This is a genomic window from Streptomyces sp. 13-12-16, from assembly GCF_002114215.1.
Lineage (GTDB): Bacteria > Actinomycetota > Actinomycetes > Streptomycetales > Streptomycetaceae > Streptomyces.
Window position 1 is genome coordinate 1 of record NZ_NCTE01000065.1, and the last position, 17,125, is coordinate 17,125.

17 protein-coding genes and 1 pseudogene are annotated in these 17,125 nt (G+C 70.7%); 11 read left to right on the forward strand and 7 right to left on the reverse strand.

Translation table 11 applies throughout. The features are described from left to right. Nucleotides 1–54: 54 nt before the first annotated feature. Nucleotides 55–615 carry a DinB family protein gene (locus tag B7767_RS03030; protein ID WP_085570750.1) on the reverse strand — a complete coding sequence of 187 codons (561 nt, stop codon included), beginning with the start codon at nt 613–615 and terminating at the stop codon, nt 55–57. 154 nt (nt 616–769) lie between these two features. On the opposite strand from B7767_RS03030, the gene B7767_RS03035 reads away from it, so the two are divergent. Next, the gene (locus tag B7767_RS03035; RefSeq protein ID WP_085570739.1) at nt 770–2,113 is read left to right on the forward strand and encodes an FG-GAP-like repeat-containing protein; all 1,344 of its coding nucleotides are present in this window, start codon (nt 770–772) and stop codon (nt 2,111–2,113) included. 408 nt (nt 2,114–2,521) lie between these two features. On the opposite strand, the gene B7767_RS49235 is transcribed toward B7767_RS03035, so the two are convergent. Further along, nucleotides 2,522–2,659, reverse strand: a complete 138-nt coding sequence (locus B7767_RS49235) for a hypothetical protein (RefSeq protein ID WP_373408179.1) — start codon at nt 2,657–2,659, stop codon at nt 2,522–2,524. An 844-nt stretch (nt 2,660–3,503) separates the two neighbouring features. Between B7767_RS49235 and B7767_RS03050 the strand changes: the two genes are divergently transcribed. Both B7767_RS03050 and B7767_RS03055 read left to right on the forward strand, forming a co-directional pair. Then, the gene (locus tag B7767_RS03050; RefSeq protein ID WP_143652171.1) at nt 3,504–4,493 is read left to right on the forward strand and encodes a DUF6879 family protein; all 990 of its coding nucleotides are present in this window, start codon (nt 3,504–3,506) and stop codon (nt 4,491–4,493) included. A 510-nt stretch (nt 4,494–5,003) separates the two neighbouring features. Continuing rightward, complete coding sequence (locus tag B7767_RS03055) at nt 5,004–5,501, forward strand: DUF5959 family protein (RefSeq protein WP_085570741.1); 498 nt, start codon at nt 5,004–5,006, stop codon at nt 5,499–5,501. 80 nt (nt 5,502–5,581) lie between these two features. On the opposite strand, the gene B7767_RS03060 is transcribed toward B7767_RS03055, so the two are convergent. Further along, the gene (locus B7767_RS03060; RefSeq protein ID WP_085570742.1) at nt 5,582–6,343 is read right to left on the reverse strand and encodes a phosphoglyceromutase; all 762 of its coding nucleotides are present in this window, start codon (nt 6,341–6,343) and stop codon (nt 5,582–5,584) included. 155 nt (nt 6,344–6,498) lie between these two features. On the opposite strand from B7767_RS03060, the gene B7767_RS03065 reads away from it, so the two are divergent. Then, complete coding sequence (locus B7767_RS03065) at nt 6,499–7,833, forward strand: MFS transporter (RefSeq protein WP_085570743.1); 1,335 nt, start codon at nt 6,499–6,501, stop codon at nt 7,831–7,833. 36 nt (nt 7,834–7,869) lie between these two features. On the opposite strand, the gene B7767_RS03070 is transcribed toward B7767_RS03065, so the two are convergent. The 3 genes from B7767_RS03070 to phoU all read right to left on the reverse strand — a co-directional run bounded on the left by B7767_RS03070 (nt 7,870) and on the right by phoU (nt 9,263). Beyond that, entirely contained in the window at nt 7,870–8,118 is a 249-nt protein-coding gene (locus B7767_RS03070; protein WP_085570744.1) for an SCO4226 family nickel-binding protein, read from the reverse strand. Between the two features lie 161 nt (nt 8,119–8,279). Continuing rightward, nucleotides 8,280–8,435, reverse strand: a complete 156-nt coding sequence (locus B7767_RS46115) for a hypothetical protein (protein ID WP_167748580.1) — start codon at nt 8,433–8,435, stop codon at nt 8,280–8,282. A 138-nt stretch (nt 8,436–8,573) separates the two neighbouring features. Further along, the gene (phoU, locus tag B7767_RS03075; RefSeq protein ID WP_073934358.1) at nt 8,574–9,263 is read right to left on the reverse strand and encodes a phosphate signaling complex protein PhoU; all 690 of its coding nucleotides are present in this window, start codon (nt 9,261–9,263) and stop codon (nt 8,574–8,576) included. A gap of 202 nt (nt 9,264–9,465) precedes the next feature. Between phoU and B7767_RS03080 the strand changes: the two genes are divergently transcribed. Both B7767_RS03080 and B7767_RS03085 read left to right on the forward strand, forming a co-directional pair. After that, nucleotides 9,466–10,848, forward strand: a complete 1,383-nt coding sequence (locus B7767_RS03080) for a cell wall metabolism sensor histidine kinase WalK (RefSeq protein ID WP_085570745.1) — start codon at nt 9,466–9,468, stop codon at nt 10,846–10,848. Then, on the forward strand, nt 10,845–11,525 hold the full coding sequence (locus B7767_RS03085) for a response regulator transcription factor (protein WP_030829297.1): 681 nt from the start codon (nt 10,845–10,847) through the stop codon (nt 11,523–11,525). The genes B7767_RS03080 and B7767_RS03085 overlap by 4 nt, the downstream gene beginning before the upstream one ends. A 306-nt stretch (nt 11,526–11,831) precedes the next feature. On the opposite strand, the gene B7767_RS03090 is transcribed toward B7767_RS03085, so the two are convergent. Next, nucleotides 11,832–12,530, reverse strand: coding sequence for a DUF461 domain-containing protein (locus B7767_RS03090; RefSeq protein ID WP_085570746.1), 699 nt, complete (start codon nt 12,528–12,530; stop codon nt 11,832–11,834). 663 nt (nt 12,531–13,193) lie between these two features. Between B7767_RS03090 and B7767_RS03100 the strand changes: the two genes are divergently transcribed. The 5 genes and pseudogenes from B7767_RS03100 to B7767_RS44330 form a co-directional block, all read left to right on the forward strand. Next, nucleotides 13,194–13,676 carry a CarD family transcriptional regulator gene (locus B7767_RS03100; RefSeq protein ID WP_003953493.1) on the forward strand — a complete coding sequence of 161 codons (483 nt, stop codon included), beginning with the start codon at nt 13,194–13,196 and terminating at the stop codon, nt 13,674–13,676. Nucleotides 13,677–14,003: 327 nt separating this feature from the next. Beyond that, nucleotides 14,004–14,780 carry a 2-C-methyl-D-erythritol 4-phosphate cytidylyltransferase gene (gene ispD, locus B7767_RS03105; RefSeq protein WP_085570747.1) on the forward strand — a complete coding sequence of 259 codons (777 nt, stop codon included), beginning with the start codon at nt 14,004–14,006 and terminating at the stop codon, nt 14,778–14,780. Continuing rightward, nucleotides 14,770–15,285 carry a 2-C-methyl-D-erythritol 2,4-cyclodiphosphate synthase gene (gene ispF, locus B7767_RS03110; protein ID WP_085570748.1) on the forward strand — a complete coding sequence of 172 codons (516 nt, stop codon included), beginning with the start codon at nt 14,770–14,772 and terminating at the stop codon, nt 15,283–15,285. Before ispD ends, ispF begins: the two co-directional genes overlap by 11 nt. A gap of 168 nt (nt 15,286–15,453) precedes the next feature. After that, nucleotides 15,454–16,854, forward strand: a complete 1,401-nt coding sequence (cysS, locus tag B7767_RS03115) for a cysteine--tRNA ligase (RefSeq protein WP_085570749.1) — start codon at nt 15,454–15,456, stop codon at nt 16,852–16,854. A 146-nt stretch (nt 16,855–17,000) separates the two neighbouring features. Then, nucleotides 17,001–17,125, forward strand: a pseudogene (locus tag B7767_RS44330) (23S rRNA (guanosine(2251)-2'-O)-methyltransferase RlmB); the annotation flags it as partial.

Below are 17,125 nucleotides of genomic sequence, written 5' to 3' on the forward strand. Positions count from 1 at the left end.
GCGGGAGCTCGCCCGGCCTCCCCCGTGCGCCGCTGCCGGGCACGGGTGAGCCGGCTACTGCCCCACCCGCCCGTCGACGCACTCGCGCAGCAGGTCGGCGTGGCCGCAGTGGCGGGCGTACTCCTCGACGCGGTGGACCCACAGTTCGCGTACGGAGCCGCCGTCCCGGAGGATCCGCGCGCCCAGGTCCGGGTACTCGGCCAACGCCGCGTCGGTGGCCGCCTGTTCGCGGGCGAGGTCGGCGAAGGCGCCGTCGACCAGCGCCTGATCGGCGGCGGCACCGTCGAAGTCGGCGTCACGCGCCCCGTACAGCTTCGGTTCCGGTCCGCCGGGCCCGAACCAGCCCCGCCAGTCCCGCTCCACCTCCGCGAGATGCCGGACCAGCCCCAGCAGGGACATGGTCGAAGGCGGCACCGACCGGCACGCCAGCTGCTCCGGGCTCAGCCCCTCGCACTTCATCCTCAGGGTCAGCCGGTAGTTCCGCAGGTAGTCCTGCAACGTCGCCAACTCCCCCTCCGGACCCGCCCCGTCACTCTCCCGGGGATCGTCGTCGGGGTCCGTCCACATGTCGGGGTGGACACTGGCCTGGCTCCATCGCTCCGGCGCATCACTCACCGGGCCCACGATGCCGAGCGGCACCCGGGGCCGCAAGCGGATATCGCGAGGGGACAGCGGTCGTTGACGGCGTACAACCATCGGCGGTCCGCACGCGTCCAAGATCGCAGTTCAAGTGTTCTGTAGACGGACGCTTCTCGGACCCCGGAGAATCATGCCCTCCTCGCGTACCGCCCTCGCAGCCGCCTCCGCCCTCGTGGCGGCGCTCTGCACACCGCTCCTCGCCGCCCCCACCGCGGCCGCCGCCCCCGCCAAGTACGCGGACGACTTCAACGGTGACGGCTACCGCGACTACGCCTACGGACAGAGCGTCACCGACGCCGGCAACGACGGCTCCGGAACCGTCGGCATCATCTACGGCACCGCCACCGGACCGGACGGGCGCAAGCAGAACATCACACAGAACAGCGCGGGCGTCCCCGGCGCCAACGAGTGGGACGACAGCTTCGGCAACGCCCTGGCGGCCGCCGACTTCAACCGCGACGGATACGGCGACCTGGCCGTCGCCGTCTACGGCGAGGACGTCGGCGCGAACAAGGAGCAGGGCGGGACCACGATCCTCTGGGGGTCCGCGAAGGGCCTGTCCGGAGGCACCGTCGTCCCGAACAAGATGCCCGGGAAGTCCGGCCAGATGGGACTCGACCTCGCCGCCGGCGACTTCAACGGCGACGGCAAGCCCGACCTGGCCCTGATCAACCACAACACCGCGCACGTGTACACCGGCTCGTTCACCAAGTCCGGCTTCAGCGGCAAGGTCACCAGGCTCAGCAACGAGAGGGTGTTCGCCGAGCACCTGACCGCCGGGCAGGTCACCAAGGACAAGGCTTCCGACCTCGTGGTCATCGGCGCGGTGGACGGGGACCAGCACACCGTCACCGGCGCCTGGTTCATCCGCGGCGGGAGCACGCTCACCCGGGGCGCGACGTACCGGATGGGCACCGGCGAGGACACCAGCTGGGAGGTCGACGCCCAGATCGCCGACTTCAACAAGGACGGCTACGGGGACATCGCGCTCGGACACCCCAACGCCAACGGCGCCGGCGGCGTCCTCGTCTGGCGCGGCGGTTCCAGCGGCCCCGGCGGCGTCACCCGCGTCAACCAGAACACCGCGGGCATCTCCGGCAGCATGGAGAAGGGTGACCGCTTCGGCGCGCGGATCTCCGTCGGCGACGTCGACCGCGACGGCTACCCGGACCTCGCCGTCGCCGCCCCCGGAGAGGACCTCGGCGCCCACGCCGACGCGGGCGCCGTCCACATCCTGCGCGGCAGCGCCTCCGGGCTCACCGGAACCAAGTCGCAGTTCTTCCACCGCGACAGCCCGGGCGTGCCGGGCGGCCTGGAGGCCGGGGAGTCCTTCGGCGAAGGGCTGCGCCTGCGCGACTCCGACCACGACGGCCACGCCGACCTCTTCACCGACTACCTCCGCCTGCGCGGTTCCTCCGGAGGCATCGTGGTGTCCGGAGCCCAGTCCGCGATCTGGTCGTACTTCCTGCAGTAGGAGCTGCCGTCACCGGGCACGCGCCCATCCTCCGGGCGGGCCGGCACGCGACCGGCCCACCCGGACGGACCCTGCGGAAGGCGGCCTCAGGCGGCCCTGGATCGCGCCGCCCGCGTGTCCGGGGCGGGATCGTGCGCGTCCTCGGGCACGAAGGTCTCGTCCTCCCCGAAGTCAGGGCTCAGGAAGGGGTTCGTGGCCGGAGGCGGCGATGCTGCGACGGAAGGGCGGGGCAGCATCGCCGGAGCGGAGAACAGCGAGGTCGGTTCGATGAGAGGTCCCTCTTTCGGTACAGGTCCCGTGACCGGGCACAGTGGTCCTACGGCTTGGTCGTCTTCGCGTACGGACCGAGGATCCGCGTTCGTGTCGAACCGGATTCCCCGAGCGTCGCGATCGAGCCCTCGACGGCGATCACCCGGCCGAGGCCGTACACGCGCCGTGCGTGCCCCGGTCGCCCACGGCGAAGCGCTGGGGGCAGGGGGACGGCATGACCGGGGCCTTGAAGGGGCTCATGTGCAGACGCCGCTTCGGTGCAGCGGATTCCGTCACCGACCCCAGTATGCGCCCACGCACCCCCCACCCGCTGTGGCCACCGTCTCCCCACCCGCCCCGACGCCCCGGCCGGACACCGGCGTCCGGCCCGGGAAGAAGCCCCCACCCACGAAGACACCGCAGGTCAGGGCAGGAAAGGGCGGCTTGCTCCTTCTCGCTCCGAGTCCTGCCGGGGATCTCGGGGAACTGGGCTCTCCCCGCTCGGCAGCGGCGTACATGTACGCCTGACGGCCGTCGTCGGCCGTCCCTGGCCCCTGTCGGGCGGCCTCGGACGGCCCGGGGACTGCCCGGCGCTGACGTACACGGGCTTCTCACGAGCAGCCCGTTGCCGGTGGCTACGGCTAGGGTCACGGGCGCGCGGCCGGCATCCGAGGTGCCCAGCTCCGTGGTGCGGCTGCATCCCCGGTTCTGTCCGGGGGAGGCCCGGGAACAGTCCAGGGCCCGACCGACGGCCGGGCTTCGTCGAGGGCCAAGAGCGGGACCTGCCGGCGTCGGCCGCGCGTTCCTCCGCCCTGAACACCGAGGACCAGTGGCCGGTCGGAAGGCCTCCGACGGCCGACGGCCGGCTCGGCAACATGGCGTCGAGGAGTCGGAAGCCGTGGTCGGCCCCGCCCAAGCGGGATGTGGTGATCAGAACCCCCTTGGCGGCACGCTTGTGCCCGACCACTCCGGGGGAGGCTCCAGGCACACCGGGGCAGAGACCGGGCTTCACCCGGCAGTGGTAGATCCCGGTGCGGCGCATCCGTGACCAACTGTCCTTCCGTGAGGTCTGATTGCCGTTGGAGGACTTCGCAACGCCCTGAGGATCAAATCGACACGGTTACTGGTGGGGAGACAGACGATGGCGATGGGGTCGAGTCCGGAACCGAACGGCGCACCGCGGCGAGGAAGATCCGACGCATGGCGGATGTGGTGGAAAGTACTCGTCTCCCTCGCGGCCGGCGGCCTGACCTCCGTCATCACCAAGGTCGCGAGCTCGGAGGCCAAGTGGCAGATCGGTGTCGGCGTTTTTGTCGGTGGCTGCATCCTGATCCTCCAGCTCCTGGGCGACCTGATCAACCAGGTGAAGGACTTCAAGGCCGTGCTGTCCCGGCACAACGCGCAGACACAGGAAACGGTCGTGAGGAGCTTCGCCCGGATCAGCGAGGCGACCACGTTCTACAGCGAGATGGAGAGGCTCCCTTCCGACGGGGTGGCCGCGTTGGCCACCAATGCGGTGGAGGTCACCTCCAGGGGGCCCGACATCATGAGGCGCTTCGCCGAGGAGCTGATGCGTCGCCTCGCCGCTGACATGGAGGCGCTCAAGAGCGGGAGTGTCGATTGCACCGGCGAGAACCACGACTGGCTGTTGACCCTCACCAACTGCGCCACGGATTCCATCGACACCACCAGCACGCTCTCCTTGGTGGACCGGGATTTCTGGGACAGCGGGCCCGCCGGCCCCTACCTGCAGGCGCAGCGCGAGGCGATAGCGCGGGGGGTGAAGGTGCGACGGCTGTTCCTGGTGGACGACCCGGCGGGCCTCAACGACGATCTGCGTCGACTCGGCGAAGAACAAGAGACCTTGGGCATAGAGACGCGTGCGCTCGTCCGGACACAGTTGCCCCAGAACGTCAGGCGGGGCTTGGTGGACGAATTCATCGTCTTCGACAAGGAGATCTGCTACGAGATCGAACAGGACCAGCTTCATGTCAACACCTCGACGCGCGTGAGGGCGCATGAGGACTACGTCGGACTGAGAAGCCAGCGGTTCGCCGAACTCTGGGATGTGGGCGTGCCGACGCAGACGATCGGAACCCCGACGGGCGAGCCGGGGACGGTCGGCGCGTGATGTGACTGGACGGGCTGTGACACGACGGGGATCTCGTCGGCCGGTATCCGCGCGACGGGAGCCCCGGTGCTTCGCCCGCCCAGCAGGCCGCCGTCCGCGTGTGCGCGGTCAGGATCGGTCGGGTTCCGTGGGCGGCCCGTACAGCCGTCGTGTCCACCCGGGAGGGGTCGCCGACCGCCCCAGCAGCGGACCTCTCCCACCCTCGTGCCCGCAGTCGTCGGCACACCGCAAAGGCAGGGCACACCCGCGCCGTGCGTGGATGCCGAGCTCCTGAAGAAGGTCGTGACTCAGTCGTCGGCCGGGGGGCTTGCCGGATTCGCGTCGAAGTCGTACCCCAGGACGTACGAGGCGGCGTCCAGCGTCATCTCGTTGACCTCTCATGCCCTCCGGCCGGGAACGGACCGACAGAGCCGTGTCCGAGGTCCACGTGGAGCGTCTGCACCCCGAGCCGTGAGGGCGGCGAGTGGTCCGGCAGGATGCTCGAACGCGGTTACTTCGGGGAGGGAATCCATGCACTCTGCGGACGGGGTCATCGATCTGATCCATCTGGCCGACAGGCCCGGCACCAGTGGCCACGGTGTCTCCGTGCGCGTCCTGGGGCGCTCTCGACCCGGAATCCTGACCGGCCACGACCTCCTCGATTGCGAGATCGTCATCCTGGCCGGGGAGTCCCTCGACGCCTCCTTCCCGGTGACCCTCTTCCCCGAGGACCTGGAGGACTGGGAGGAGGATCTGGCAGAGCTGGAAGCCCAGCGGTTCGCCACGTGGCTCAACTCCGGGCGGACTCCTTCCATGAGGTTCAAGCCCGAGGAGAGCGGCGGGCTCTCGGTGTCCGTGCACGACGGGCCGTCGACCGGGATCACGGTCACCCTCCCGTTCTCCGTGCTGCCGCCGGCATGGGCCGCCGAGCAGCGCGACCTCCTCACCCGGGTGCGTGAGGCCTACCCCCGTGAGGTGGTCGAGACGTCACCCGGTGCGTACGAGTGGCGGCGTGACCGCCGCTCCTGACGGCCCGGAGACGGCTCCAGGACAGCGATGAGCCCCCTACCCGCGAAGAAGTCGTAGGCAGGGGGCTCGAAGCGTTCGGGCTACTTCTTCTTGCCCTGGTTCTTGACCGCCTCGATCGCCGCCGCGGCGGCCTCCGGGTCGAGGTACTTGCCGCCGGGGGTGACCGGCTTGAAGTCGGAGTCGAGCTCGTAGTACAGGGGGATGCCCGTCGGGATGTTCAGGCCCGCGATGTCGGCGTCCGAGATGCCGTCGAGGTGCTTGACCAGGGCGCGCAGGCTGTTGCCGTGGGCGGCGATCAGGACCGTGCGGCCGGTGAGGAGGTCGGGGACGATCGCGTCGAACCAGTACGGGAGCATCCGGACGACGACGTCCTTCAGGCACTCCGTCCGCGGGCGCACCTCCGGCGGGAGGGTCGCGTAGCGCGGGTCGGAGAACTGGGAGTACTCGGCGTCGTCGGCGAGCGGGGGCGGCGGGGTGTCGTAGGAGCGGCGCCACAGCATGAACTGCTCCTCGCCGAACTCCGCGAGGGTCTGCGCCTTGTCCTTGCCCTGCAGGGCGCCGTAGTGACGCTCGTTCAGGCGCCAGCTGCGGTTCACCGGGATCCACAGGCGGTCGGCGGCCTCCAGGGCGAGCTGCGCGGTGCGGATCGCGCGCTTCTGGAGGGAGGTGTGGAGCACGTCGGGCAGCAGGCCGGCGTCCTTGAGCAGCTCGCCGCCGCGCGTCGCCTCCTTCTCGCCCTTCGGGGTGAGGTTGACGTCCACCCAGCCGGTGAACAGGTTCTTCTCGTTCCACTCGCTCTCGCCGTGGCGGAGGAGGATCAGCTTGTACGGTGCGTCGGCCATGTGCCCGAGCGTAATCGACACCCCGTACGGGCCGCGCGCCCTGCCCGCTTGGCGGACGGTTGACGGGATCTGTTAATCGAGTGGTTGCCCGAGCCCCCTGTTTCGTAAGTTGTGCCTACCGCTCCAGCCGCTTACATCTGTTCTACGGGGGTTCCATGTCGGTCGACGGACTGAGACGTGCCGTGCGTGAGTCCGTCTCCGGGCTTCCCCGCGAGTTCTGGTGGCTGTGGACCAGCACCCTCGTCAACCGGCTCGGGGCGTTCGTCGCCACCTTCATGGCGTTGTACCTGACGCTCGACCGGGGGTACTCCGCCTCCTACGCCGGGCTCGTCGCCGCGCTGCACGGGCTGGGCGGGGTGATCTCGTCGCTGGGGGCGGGGGTGATGACCGACCGGCTGGGGCGGCGGCCCACCCTGCTCGTCGCGCAGACCGCCACCGCCCTGTCCGTGGCGCTGCTCGGCTTCATGCGGGACCCGGTCGCCATCGCGGCCGTCGCGTTCCTCGTGGGCATGGCCTCCAACGCCTCCCGGCCCGCCGTGCAGGCGATGATGGCCGACATCGTGCGGCCGGAGGACCGTATCCGGGCCTTCTCGCTCAACTACTGGGCCATCAACCTCGGCTTCGCGATCTCCTCCGCGGGGGCCGGGTTCATCGCCGAGTACAGCTACCTCGCCGGGTTCCTGATCGAGGCGGGCATGACGCTGGTCTGCGCCGTGCTCGTCTTCGTGAAGCTGCCCGAGTCCCGGCCGGAGGACAAGGATTCCCCGGGCGTCTCCGGGGAGAGCGGGTCCGTCTCCCTCCTGACCGTGCTGCGCGACGGGCGGTACATGGGTGTCGTCGGGCTGTCCTTCCTCGTCGCCCTCGTCTTCCAGCAGGGGTACCTGGGGCTTCCGGTCGCCATGGGGGAGGCCGGGTTCACGCCCGCGGACTTCGGGACGGCCATCGCCGTCAACGGTGTACTGATCGTCGTCCTGCAGATCCCCGTCACCCGGTTCATCGAACACCGGGACCCCGGACGGCTGCTGGTGGTCTCCTCGCTGCTCGCCGGATACGGGTTCGGGCTCACCGCCTTCGCCGGGTCGGTCGGCGTCTTCGCCCTCACCGTGTGCGTGTGGACGCTGGCCGAGATCGTCAACGCGCCCACCCAGACCGGGCTGGTCGTCCGGCTCTCCCCGGTGCACGGGCGCGGGCGCTACCAGGGCATGTACACCATGTCCTGGGCGGTCGCCTCGCTCGTCGCCCCGCTGATGTCCGGGTTCGTCATCGACCACTGGGGCGCCGAGTGGCTGTGGGGGATGTGCGCCGTCGTCGGGACGGTGGCCGGCCTCGGGTACGGGCTGCTGATGCGGCGGCTTCCGGAGGAGGAGATTTCGAAGGGGGAGCTTCCGGAGGAAGGGCTTCCGAAGGGGGAGCTTCCGAAGGAGGGGCTTCCGCGGGAGGGGAAGGAAGCGGTCGTGGTGGAGAAGACCGCGGAGGTCAGTGCCTCCTGAGAGGGGCCGGCCCCCGCGGGCACCGCGACCTCCCGCTCATACGGACAGCGTCACCGCGTGGATCTCGTCGGCCTTGTGGCCGGTGCGTTCGTGGATGCGCTGGACCGCTTCGGCGGAGGGGGCGTCGGAGAGGCAGTAGATCGTGCCGGACTCCGGGTCCGCCCACGCCTGCCGGAAGTGGACTCCCTCTTCCTGCTGGATCGCGAGGTCGGACTCGTGGGCCTGCCGCAGCTTCTCCTCCGTGATGCCCTCCACGCCGTGGTGGACGTCCATGAACCGGGTCATGGCTCCGCACCTCCTTGCGCCTTCCGAGCCTTCGGGTTGCGTCACCGCCGCCCACCTCCCATCCTGCGCCCCGCGGCACCCACCGGCACGCCGAGGACCCCGGCGCCCGCCATGGGCGCCGGGGTCCTCGGTCGATGACGGCGGGCCGGGTGCCTACGGCGTCAGCCGCACTGGCAGGGGTTGCCCGACTGACAGCCGCAGCCACAGCCCGAGCCGCAGCCGCAGGCGGCGATCAGGGTGAGGTTCCTGATCTCGGCGGGCTGCTCGGTCTCGCGCTCCCGCGCGGGGTCGGGCGTCGTGCTGGGGGATTCGGCCATGGGTCCCTCCTCAGGGCTGGCGCCTGTGCACACCTGCCCCCATTGGACGCCCGCCCCGCCGGGCGCATCAACGGCGCATTGGAGCTCGTACGGATCCCGGCCGGCCCTCCTCGCGCGGGGGCACGCCGGCCGTCACCGTCAGGCCCCCTCGACCCCCGGCACCGGCTGCAGGTCCGACTGGATCTCGTCCGCGTGTTCGCCGGTGACCAGGTACACCACCCGCTTGGCGACCGAGACCGCGTGGTCGGCGAAGCGCTCGTAGTACCGGCCCAGCAGCGTGACGTCGACGGCCGTCTCGATGCCGTGCTTCCAGCGGTCGTCCATCAGGTGCTGGAAGAGCGTGCGGTGGAGGAGGTCCATCGCGTCGTCGTCCTGCTCCAGCTGGAGCGCCAGGTCCACGTCCTTGGTGATGATCACCTCGGCCGCCTTCGCCATCAGGCGCTGCGCGAGCTGGCCCATCTCCAGGATCGTGGCGTGCAGATCGCGCGGGACCCCCCGCTCCGGATAGCGCAGCCGGGCCAGCTTGGCCACGTGCTGGGCCAGGTCGCCCGAACGCTCGAGGTCGGCCGACATCCGCAGCGAGGTGACGACTATGCGCAGGTCGGTCGCCACCGGCTGCTGGCGGGCCAGCAGGGCGATGGCCCGCGCCTCCAGGTCGTGCTGGAGCTCGTCGACCTTCTGGTCGGCCTCGATCACGCTCTCCGCCAGCTTCAGATCGGCGTCGAGGATGGCCGTCGTGGCGCGTCCGATCGCCGACCCGACCAGCCGGGCCATCTCCACCAGACCGTCGCCGATCGAATCCAGTTCCTCGTGGTACGCGTCCCGCATCAGGGGTTCCTCTCGTGCTTCTTCGTCCGGGCTTCAGGGGCCTGCTCTCCTCCCCACGCTCCCACGTTGCGTCCCCTACGCGTCCGGTTCCGCCACCTCGCGTGAACCGCTCCTGGCTCCAAGGTGAACTCTGGGCGACGAGTGTTCGAGCTCGCACTCCGACGGCTGTGGGCACCACCCGCGCCATGCCTAACCTGGACGCATGGACGTGAACGCGGCGGTCGCCGCAGTGGCAGCGATCGCCGGGGTGCTCACCGGCGTCATCGCCATGCTGGCGTTCCGCTTCAGTGAGCGCGAACAGAGGCGCCCCACGCGCACCTCCCTGCACACGGACCCGGTGCTCCCGCCGGGTGTGGACACCGTGCTCTCCGTGCTGCGTTCGTCCGCCGTCGTCCTCGACGAGGCCGACGGCGTGGTCAAGGCCAGCTCCGCCGCGTACGCCCTCGGGCTGGTCCGCGGCGGCAAGCTCGCCGTGGAGCCCATGCTGCAGATGGCCCGCGACACCCGGCGCGACGGCGAGATACGCCAGGTCGAGCTGGACCTGCCCCGCCGGGGGACCGGACGCGGCGAGGCCCTCGCGGTGTCCGCGCGGGTGGCGCCGCTCGGCTCCCGGCTCGTTCTGCTGCTGGTCGAGGACCTCACCGAGGCCCGCCGCATAGAGGCGGTACGACGTGACTTCGTCGCCAACGTCAGCCACGAGCTGAAGACGCCCGTCGGGGCGCTCTCGCTGCTCTCGGAGGCCGTGATGGACGCCTCCGAGGATCCCGAGGCGGTGGAACGGTTCGCCGGGCGGATGCAGATCGAGGCGACCCGGCTGACGAACCTGGTGCAGGAGCTCATCGACCTCTCCCGGGTGCAGAACGACGACCCGCTGGAGGACGCCGAACCCGTCCGGGTCGACGAACTCGTCGCCGAGGCGATCGACCGCTGCCGGCACGCGGCGGGGACGAAGGAGATCACCATGGCCTCGAACGTCCTGGCGCCCGAAGGGCTCGACCAGGGCGGTGGCGGGCGACGGGCTGAAGGCACCGCCGACCTGTACGTGTGGGGCAACCGCGGTCAGCTCGCCGCCGCGCTCGGCAACCTCGTCGAGAACGCGGTCAACTACTCACCCGCCCGCACCCGCGTGGGCATCGCGGCCCGTACGGTCGCGCAGCCCGGCGGGGACCTGATCGAGATAGCGGTGACCGACCAGGGCATCGGCATCTCGGAGAAGGACAAGGAGCGCGTCTTCGAGCGCTTCTACCGGGTCGACCCGGCCCGTTCCCGTGCCACCGGCGGTACGGGGCTCGGCCTCGCGATCGTGAAGCACGTGGCCGCCTCGCACGGCGGGGAGGTCACGGTGTGGAGCGCCGAGGGGCAGGGTTCCACCTTCACCCTGCGGCTGCCGGAGGCCCGTGCGGCCCGCGACCGCGCCCACCAGATGTCCCACCGGGACGACGCGTCCCCTCAGGACGACGCGTCCCCTCAGGACGGCGACACCCACGGCCTCGACGGTGAGGCCCGGCGGGCGTCCCGCTCATCCCCCCACTCTTCCGATTCATCCGCGTACGAAACGCTTCCCTCCCCGGAGGTCCTTCCGTGACCCGTGTGCTCGTCGTCGAGGACGAGGAGTCCTTCTCCGACGCCCTGTCGTACATGCTCCGCAAGGAGGGCTTCGAGGTCGCCGTCGCGACCACCGGGCCCGACGGACTCGACGAGTTCGAGCGCAACGGCGCCGACCTCGTTCTCCTCGACCTGATGCTGCCCGGGCTGCCGGGCACCGAGGTCTGCCGCCAGCTGCGCGGCCGTTCCAACGTCCCCGTCATCATGGTGACCGCCAAGGACAGCGAGATCGACAAGGTCGTCGGACTGGAGATAGGGGCCGACGACTACGTCACCAAGCCGTTCTCCTCGCGGGAGCTGGTGGCACGTATCCGTGCGGTGCTGCGGCGGCGCGGGGAGCCGGAGGAGGTCGCTCCGGCGGCGCTGGAGGCCGGGCCGGTGCGGATGGACGTCGACCGGCACGTGGTGACGGTGGGCGGCACGAAGGTCGACCTGCCGCTGAAGGAGTTCGATCTGCTGGAGATGCTGCTGCGGAACGCGGGGCGGGTGCTGACGCGGATGCAGCTCATCGACCGGGTGTGGGGGGCCGATTACGTCGGTGACACCAAGACGCTCGATGTTCATGTGAAGCGGCTGCGGGCGAAGATCGAGCCGGATCCGGGGGCGCCGCGGTACCTGGTGACGGTTCGGGGGCTGGGGTACAAGTTCGAGCCGTAGGCCTTCGGGGCGGCGTGCACCGGTGCCGGTGCCGGTGCCGGTGCCGGTGCCGGTGCTGTGGCTGGGCGGGGGCGTCACACAGCCCGGCGATTGCGGGGCGCCTCCCCCACCCTCGGCTGCGCTCGGGCGGGGGACCCCCATCGCCCCGGGGGCACCCCCCAGGCCCTTGAGGCACTGGGGGAGGCACGACTCTGCCCGCAGTGGCGGGGCGGGGTGGGCGCCGCCCCAGCGGGACGGCTGCCCGTAGTCGCGTGGCGAAGGGCGGGACCCCTCCGGGGGTCCCGCCCTTCGGTGTGGTGCGTGTGCTCAGTGGCCGGTCTGGGCGCTTGCCGAGGCCGCGTCGGTCGGGGTGACCGAGGACCCGTCGGTCTCGGTGCCCTCCGTGCCCTCCGTGGTGCCGGTGGCCTCGTCCGTGTCGCCGGCGGCCGGCTCGTCGGAGGACTCCGCGGACGCCTCCGCCGACGGCTCCGTCGAGGCGCCCGGCGCGGCGGCCTCCTCGCTCGGGCCCCAGCTCTCGAAGAAGTGCTCGGCCGGGAAGACGATCGCGCGCAGGCTCACGTCGCCGGCCTCGCTGAAGGTGAAGGTGACCTTCTGGGCGTTGCCGTCCTGGACGGCCTCACGGCTGCTGGGCAGAACGGCGGACGCGTTGCCCTCGCCGCCGAGGATCAGCGAGCCGCCGGCCGGGACGGTGAGGCTGCCGCCCTCGGCGGGGGACAGCTCGGCGGTCTTGCCGGTGCCGGGGATGGTGACCGACTCCAGCGTCTGGTCGGTGCGGCCCTCGTTGAACAGGGTGGCGGAGACGACCGCCGGGCCCGTCGACTCCAGGTCGGGCTGGGTGATGACCGTGGCGTTCTGGACCTTGATGTCGCCGACGGTCACCGACGCGTTGTCCGGCTGGATCTCCAGGCTCTGGGCGTCGTGGCCGGCCGCGCACGCGGAGAGCGAGGCGATCGAGAACGCGATGGCGGCGGCGGCGAGAGCGCCGCGTCGAAGGCTGCTGCTCACGGCGGCGGCAACTCCTTGACTCGAGTCGTTCGGCGACCGGGTGAAGCCGCCCTAAGTGTCTGTCAGCGGCCTCAGGTTACCGAGCCGTCCCCACGCGACGGCACCCGACCCTCCCGAGACGTCCCGTGTCGACCCGGTAAGGCGTGCCCGGAGTCCCGTCACCACCCCCGTCACCACCTCGTCGACGGTCGAGAGCGGGCGTGCCCCGCCTCTTGGGTCACAAGTGACTCACCAGTCACTTGAGCCGCTTTCACGTCGTACTCCCGCGCCATTCCCATAGTGATCGCGCATTTCTCGTGAAGGAATGGGCGGAGGGCTCCGGAATTGATCACCGGCCGCCCGTCCTCGCGCCGTGTGATCAATTCCGGATTCGACCGGAACCCGGCTCCGCGCACCGAACGGAGTAGCGGAACTCGAGCACTTGGAACCGGACATATGGGGATGTTCGGCCGCTCGTGCGGGGCTCCGGATGCGTGTAACGTGCGCGTTTCGCTCGTGTCGGAGAGCCGCTCCGACCTGCGAATACCTGCTTCCGCTAGGCGTCCGCAGCACGTTCCTGTTGCTGTTGTCAAGCCCCGAGAATGGCCCTGACCTGCGAAAACGCCATTCAGAAGACGCCGTATCCGTGTTACCCTGGATAGCCACGGAAGGGGTACCTGTCACATGACGTTCAAGGTTGGCGACACCGTGGTCTATCCCCATCACGGGGCCGCGCTGATCGAGGCTATCGAAACTCGCCAGATCAAAGGCGTGGACAAGACCTACTTGGTGCTGAAGGTCGCCCAGGGTGACCTGACGGTACGTGTGCCAGCGGACAATGCGGAGTTCGTCGGCGTACGTGATGTGGTCGGTCAGGACGGGCTGGACCGGGTCTTCGAGGTGCTGCGCGCACCGTATGCGGAGGAGCCCACGAACTGGTCCCGTCGTTACAAGGCAAATCTCGAGAAGCTCGCCTCGGGCGATGTCATCAAGGTCGCGGAAGTCGTGCGTGACCTGTGGCGTCGTGAGCGCGAGCGCGGACTCTCCGCCGGTGAGAAGCGCATGCTCGCCAAGGCGCGTCAGATCCTGGTCAGCGAGCTCGCCCTCGCGGAGAACACCAACGAGGACAAGGCCGAGGCCCTGCTCGACGAGGTCCTCGCCTCCTGAGATTTCTGAGCAGGTCGCGGCCCGCGACCCGCTCTCGGACTCAGCACTTCGAAATGCCGCGGTGCCCGATGACGTCATGGACGTCGCCGGGCGCTGCGGCATGTTCGTACCCGGACACCGTACGTACGCTGCACTTGCGTCGCGCCGGGGAATGTGTCATGACTCACGTCCCCACCCCTGGCGTGCCGGGCCCGGGCGGTCGACTCGACCAGAATCACGGAAGGGGCTGGTCAAGGCGGAACGCCCGGCACTCCCCCCGCTCCGGGAGCAGGGGGTACGCCCAGGCCATACCCACCTGGGCCGAGCACACAAACCTGACAGGAACCGATGTCTGACGATCCGCTTCCCCCGCCGTCGCCGAGCCCCGAAGGAGGCCGTGCGACCGCCCGTACGGCGGCCGTGATCCCGGCCGCCGGCCGTGGTGTACGCCTCGGACCGGGCGCCCCCAAGGCGCTCCGCGCGCTGGGCGGCACGCCCATGCTCATCCACGCCGTCCGCGCGATGGCCGCCTCCCGCGCCGTCTCCCTGGTGGTCGTCGTGGCCCCGCCCGACGGCGCCCCCGAGGTCAAGTCACTGCTCGACGCGCACGCGCTGCCCGACCGCACCGACTTCCTCGTGGTCCCCGGCGGCGAGAGCCGCCAGGAGTCCGTGAAGCTCGGCCTGGACGCGCTGCCGTCCGGCTACGACATCGTCCTGGTGCACGACGCGGCCCGCCCGCTCGTCCCCGTGGACACCGTCGACGCCGTCATCGAGGCCGTGCGCGACGGAGCGCCGGCCGTCGTGCCCGCGCTGCCGCTCGCCGACACCGTCAAGCAGGTCGAGCCCGCCGACGTCCCGGGCGAGCCGGAGCCCGTGACCGCCACCCCGGACCGGTCGCTGCTGCGGGCCGTGCAGACCCCGCAGGGCTTCGACCGGGCCACCCTGGTGCGCGCCCACGAGACGGTGAAGGACGACGTCACCGACGACGCGAGCATGGTCGAACAGCTCGGCCTCACCGTCGTGACCGTCCCCGGGCACGAGGAGGCCTTCAAGGTCACCCGCCCCCTCGACATGGTCCTCGCCGAGGCGGTCCTGGCCCGCAGGAGGCTCAACGATGGCTTCTGAGCGGACGACCGCTTCCGATCGGCCGTACCCCCTGCCGCAGGTCGGCATCGGCACCGACATCCACGCCTTCGAGGACGGCCGCGAACTGTGGTGCGCCGGCCTGAAGTGGGAGGGCGAGGGCCCCGGCCTCGCCGGCCACTCCGACGCGGACGTCGTCGCCCACGCCGCCTGCAACGCCCTCTTCTCCGCCGCCGGCCTCGGCGACCTGGGGCAGCACTTCGGCACCGGACGCCCCGAATGGTCCGGCGCGTCCGGCACCACCCTGCTGACGGAGGCCGCGCGCATCGTCCGGGAGTCCGGCTTCCGCATCGGCAACATCGCCGTACAGGTGGTCGGCCCCCGCCCGAAGATCGGCAGACGCAGGCAGGAAGCGCAGGAGCTCCTCTCGGAGGCGGCGGGCGCCCCGGTGTCGGTCTCGGGAGCCACGACGGACGGACTGGGGTTCCCGGGCAGGGAAGAGGGCCTCATGGCGGTGGCGACGGCGCTGGTCGTACGAGAAGGGTGAGCCGTCCGGCCCCGGGGGCGCGGGGCCGTGCCGATGTGCGGCTCCGCCGCGTGGGCGACAAACCCCCACCGGGGCCGCGGACGACGGACAACTGGGCCCGCCCATGACAAACATCCCCGAAACAGCGAGGCGCACCGCGCACGCGTCCGCGCCTACTACCCTGGTGTCGTGACTATTCGCCTGTACGACACCAGCGCCCGGCAGATCCGTGACTTCACCCCGCTCCAGCCGGGTTGCGTCTCGATCTACCTGTGTGGTGCCACCGTGCAGGCGGCACCACACATCGGGCACATCCGCTCGGGCCTGAACTTCGACATCATGCGCCGCTGGTTCGAGTACCGCGGCCTGTCGGTGACGTTCATCCGCAACGTCACCGACATCGACGACAAGATCATCGCCAAGTCCGCCGAGCAGGGCCGCCCCTGGTGGTCCATCGGCTACGACAACGAGCGCGCCTTCACCGACGGCTACCGCGCCCTCGGCTGCCTGCCGCCGACCTACGAGCCGCGCGCCACCGGCCACATCACCGAGATGGTCGAGATGATGCGCGGCCTCATCGAGCGCGGGCACGCCTACGAGGCCGACGGCAACGTGTACTTCGCGGTCACCTCGTTCCCGGAGTACCTGGGGCTGTCCAACCAGGAGCTGGACAACCTGCTCCAGCCGTCCGCCGAGGGCGAGACCGGCAAGCGGGACCCGCGCGACTTCGCGATGTGGAAGGCGGCCAAGCCCGGCGAGCCGAGCTGGGAGACGCCGTGGGGCCGCGGGCGCCCCGGCTGGCACCTGGAGTGCTCGGCGATGGCGCACAAGTACCTCGGCAGCGCCTTCGACATCCACGGCGGCGGCCTCGACCTGATCTTCCCCCACCACGAGAACGAGATCGCCCAGGCCAAGGCCTACGGCGACGAGTTCGCCCGGTACTGGGTGCACAACGCCTGGGTCACCATGAGCGGCGAGAAGATGTCGAAGTCGCTCGGCAACAGCGTCCTGGTCTCCGAGATGGTCAAGCGCTGGCGGCCCATCGTGCTGCGCTACTACCTCGGCACCCCGCACTACCGGTCGATGATCGAGTACAGCGAGGAGGCCCTGCGCGAGGCCGAGTCCGCGTTCGCGCGGATCGAGGGCTTCGTGCAGCGCGTGGTGGAGAAGGCCGGGGGCGTCGTCGAACCCGCCGCCGAGGTGCCGCCCGCGTTCGCCGAGGCGATGGACGACGACCTGGGCGTCCCGCAGGCGCTCGCCGTCGTGCACACCACCGTCCGGCAGGGCAACAGCGCGCTGGCCGCCGACGACAAGGAGGAGGCCGTCGCCCGCCTCGCCGAGGTCCGCGCCATGCTCGGCGTGCTCGGCCTCGACCCGCTGGACCCGCACTGGGCCGGCGAGAGCGACCGCGGCGAGGACCTGCACGGCGCGGTCGACACCCTGGTCCGCATGGTCCTCGACCAGCGCGAGGCCGCCCGCGCCCGCAAGGACTGGCCCACCGCGGACGCCATCCGCGACCAGCTCAACCAGTCCGGCCTGGTCATCGAGGACAGCCCGCAGGGGCCGCGCTGGAGCCTCGGCCCGCGCTGAGGAGCCAGGCCCCGACAGGCCCTGACCTCGGCGTCCGAAGATCGACTGTGCCGTCCGGGCCTCCGGGCGGCACACTTCATAGGCACACGTCACAGACGTACGCACACAAGCAGCACCACCCACGACTTCACGGAGACGGATACCTCATGGCCGCGAACAACCGCCGCATGTCCGGCAAGAAGGGCGCGCAGGTCGGCAGCGGCGGCCAGCGGCGCCGGGGCCTGGAAGGCAAGGGACCCACGCCGCCCGCCGAGATGCGCAAGGGGCACGC